Origin of the sequence: Bradyrhizobium sp. BRP56 (assembly GCF_020194035.1) — a bacterium.
Classification (GTDB): Bacteria; Pseudomonadota; Alphaproteobacteria; order Rhizobiales; family Xanthobacteraceae; genus Bradyrhizobium; species Bradyrhizobium australafricanum.
The window spans coordinates 1-2707 of sequence record NZ_JADYVV010000149.1 but is presented as its reverse complement, the minus strand read 5'-3'; the positions used below and the strand labels follow the sequence as shown (position 1 = coordinate 2707).

The following is a 2707-nucleotide window of genomic DNA, read 5'->3' as shown; positions in this document are numbered from 1 at the left end:
CATGGGTGAGATTTGAAATCCGAAAGATGACCTCAGCGATCAGGGCACCGCCGCGATGAAAAGCTAAGCAGGCGAGGATACTAACCGCCACACGTCAAGAACAAAGGCGCTGAGAAACGTTAGATGGATGCCGCGATGACGTCGGAGTATCGTTATTCGGCGACCGAGAAGGTTTCCATAAGATAGTGAATTTGGTCCGTCTGGGTTCGGGAGGTGAAAAAATGTCGATCTACTTGCACACGCAAATCCGGGAGATGAAGCCGAAGGAAGATTAGCTGCATCATGACTGCTTGTGAGCAAACCCCGCTGCGCCCTGCGTCAATCAGCGACCGAAAAACTCAACGAAAACATTGAAGCTGGATCCTGACTGACCACCTTCGCAGGTTGTGCACGGGGCTTCGGTGGTCAATCGGTGGTTGGCTTCTCTTTCGCACTACAACGGAAAGCCGCCGCTCGGGGGCCGCATCCGAGCGGTTAGAGGAGCCGGCTGTCAATCGGCACCCCAAGCCCCTCATCGGCGTGATGATCGCTACAGGTTCCATCCTGGTCCTAGCTGGCCTGATTGCCAGATCGCAGCAAAGTCGAATTGAAACTAAGCCAGCCGAAGAGAGGCCGATACCGTCGCGGCCACGGATGGCGCCGCTTCCGCGGTTGCTTTCCACTCAAGGCAGAAGGAACCCTACCCCGAAGGGCGCGATCAGGCCGAGCACCGCCGGGTCAGGCATGGCGGCGGATTGGTTGAGCGCCGGAGTGCTCAAAAGCAGCCAATCGCGCGTGAACGTAAAGCGCCGCCGATTTGGAAGCATCAAGCCGGGTGTCGCGGTCCAACACTTCGTCCCGCATGACGCTGGGCATGTACTCCAGCGGCGTAAGGCCAGAGGCCTCAACCTTCTGCTGCAGCTCCTGGGTGTTTGTGTTCGGGACGCCAGCCCTGCGACCCGCGCCTTTCTCGCTTTTCGCCGCGGGCATCGTTTAATTTCGTTTGATTGTTTTTCAAAAGCAGAACCCGCCGCGGCAGTGCCGGGCGGGCCCATCTATTCACTCAAGCTGATTTTCAGATCAATATCGCATGTGCGACTGGAGGGCGAGTGGACCTACTCGTCCGGCCTGCTTTTGTCCTTCGGTTTGTCGCACCCTGCGCCACCCTCGCTGTTGCGTACCGAGTCCTCTGCTGCCAATCGTTCGCCTGATCGCGCGAGACTTCGCCCTTTCCGAGAGGTTCATGGGATCTTTAACCTTGGCCATTTAGATCGCCTTCTCGATTCGGCTTCAGCTTCCGGACGACGTGCAATTTTTCGATCGTAGGCGGCTGCAGGCCGGGCGACGTCAGCCAATCGTTGATATGGGCCGCCGTTTCAGCCTGACGGGCTCGACGAAGATAGAGCTCGCGCTGTGCGCACGGCGGGAGTTGCGAGGCAGCTTCCCTGAAGCGAGCAGCCTCCTCAGCCAATCTCTCTTCGAATGTCTTGGTATGTTTCGTTCGATGACGCTTGATGACCATAGCGCACTCCTTTCCGTTGCAAGAAGGCGGGAGCGCGGTGACGGCGATCTCATCACCGATAGATACCCAGGGCTGTGCGGTGATGAGGAATAAATACGAGGGGCAGCGGCGACTTTCTATATCCCACGTTATCCCGTAAATAATTGTTTTCATTGGAAAATACTCAAACGATTAAAGATACTCATTCCGCTCCTAATGACGCTTTCGCTATGCATTTGTGATGCTGCCTGATCTCGCCATCTTCGCAGAAGATCATCATGCCAAAGCATGGTCGCGCCTCCTGAACGCAGCCAGCTCAACCGCCCGTCGTCGCGCCCGGCGCCTCGTAATGGGCTTGATCTGATCTCAGCCGCAACATTTGTCGCCGCGATCGGCGATCTGGCTCGCGTCGAGAGCGCTCGCCATTTGATTGTGTATCTCGGCCTGGTGCCTTCGGAGCAGCGGATCCGGTGTGGTGGCATCACCAAAGCCGGCAACAGCGAGGCTCGGCGCATGCTCATCAAGGCCGCCTGGAGCTATCGCTTTCCGCCTCGCCTCGCGAGGAGAAGGCTGAAGCGATCGTCCGTCTTCCAAAGGCAGTCCGGATATTGCCTGTAAGGCGCAGCTGCGGCTCTGCAAAGGATATCGAACGCTGAGCGTTGCTGAAAATGAGCGCGCCGTTCCACCTCAAGAGCATCTTCATCGACAATTTTCAGAAAGATGAAGGAGCGCTTGTTTGTCGAGACCCCAGCGCTGGTAAGTATCGCGTGGGACATCCTTTGGTTGGACATCTCATCCCTTAGCGGATTTCTAATTGCTTGATCGCGTGAGCCGAAATCTCTGCTGGATCAGTGATATCGGTCTGTGCGACCTTGATAATTGTCTTCGCAATCATTTCCGTGAGTGGGTCGTCGCGATCCTTGACGCAGAGAGCATGTAGAGTTTGCTCGTAGGCTGTCATGATGCGGCTGATCTCGGTCGGCTTCATCCGCCGGACTTGCGTGTGCAGATAGATAGACATTTATCCTCCGAGCCCATGTAGGTTGTCAAAGTCACTGCGCCATGGGAATCTTCGTGGTCGCAGATAATGACGATCTTCGCAGTCATTTTCGCACCGATCCTGCTCAGTCCCTTTTGGTCATGCGAACGGTTGTTAAGCCTAGCCAGCGCCCCGTTGACTCAGCGGATCGGCTAACACTGAGTCAGATTATTCAAATCTCATCCATA

The 2707-nt window shown here is 56.1% G+C and carries 4 protein-coding genes; 1 reads left to right on the top strand and 3 read right to left on the bottom strand.

Translation table 11 applies throughout. The annotated features are described in order from the left end of the window. Positions 1 to 717 precede the first annotated feature (717 nt). Complete coding sequence (locus I6F38_RS43040) at positions 718 to 969, bottom strand: hypothetical protein (protein WP_028344374.1); 252 nt, start codon at positions 967 to 969, stop codon at positions 718 to 720. A 262-nt stretch (positions 970 to 1231) separates the two neighbouring features. Then, positions 1232 to 1654, bottom strand: coding sequence for a hypothetical protein (locus I6F38_RS44360; protein ID WP_346657179.1), 423 nt, complete (start codon positions 1652 to 1654; stop codon positions 1232 to 1234). A 114-nt stretch (positions 1655 to 1768) separates the two neighbouring features. On the opposite strand from I6F38_RS44360, the gene I6F38_RS43030 reads away from it, so the two are divergent. Beyond that, positions 1769 to 2098: an IS110 family transposase gene (locus I6F38_RS43030; RefSeq protein WP_225164662.1), complete on the top strand. Its 330-nt coding sequence runs from the start codon at positions 1769 to 1771 to the stop codon at positions 2096 to 2098. 181 nt (positions 2099 to 2279) lie between these two features. Here I6F38_RS43030 and I6F38_RS43025 read toward each other — a convergent pair whose 3' ends face one another. Further along, positions 2280 to 2501: a hypothetical protein gene (locus tag I6F38_RS43025; RefSeq protein WP_069277448.1), complete on the bottom strand. Its 222-nt coding sequence runs from the start codon at positions 2499 to 2501 to the stop codon at positions 2280 to 2282. Between the last annotated feature and the right edge of the window lie 206 nt (positions 2502 to 2707).

Excerpts from the sequence above, each read along its gene's own strand:
- I6F38_RS43040 (WP_028344374.1), bottom strand. The coding sequence starts at position 969 with ATGCCCGCGGCGAAAAGCGAGAAAGGCGCGGGTCGCAGGGCTGGCGTC.
- I6F38_RS44360 (WP_346657179.1), bottom strand. The coding sequence starts at position 1,654 with ATGAAAACAATTATTTACGGGATAACGTGGGATATAGAAAGTCGCCGC.
- I6F38_RS43030 (WP_225164662.1), top strand. The coding sequence starts at position 1,769 with ATGGTCGCGCCTCCTGAACGCAGCCAGCTCAACCGCCCGTCGTCGCGC.
- I6F38_RS43025 (WP_069277448.1), bottom strand. The coding sequence starts at position 2,501 with ATGTCTATCTATCTGCACACGCAAGTCCGGCGGATGAAGCCGACCGAG.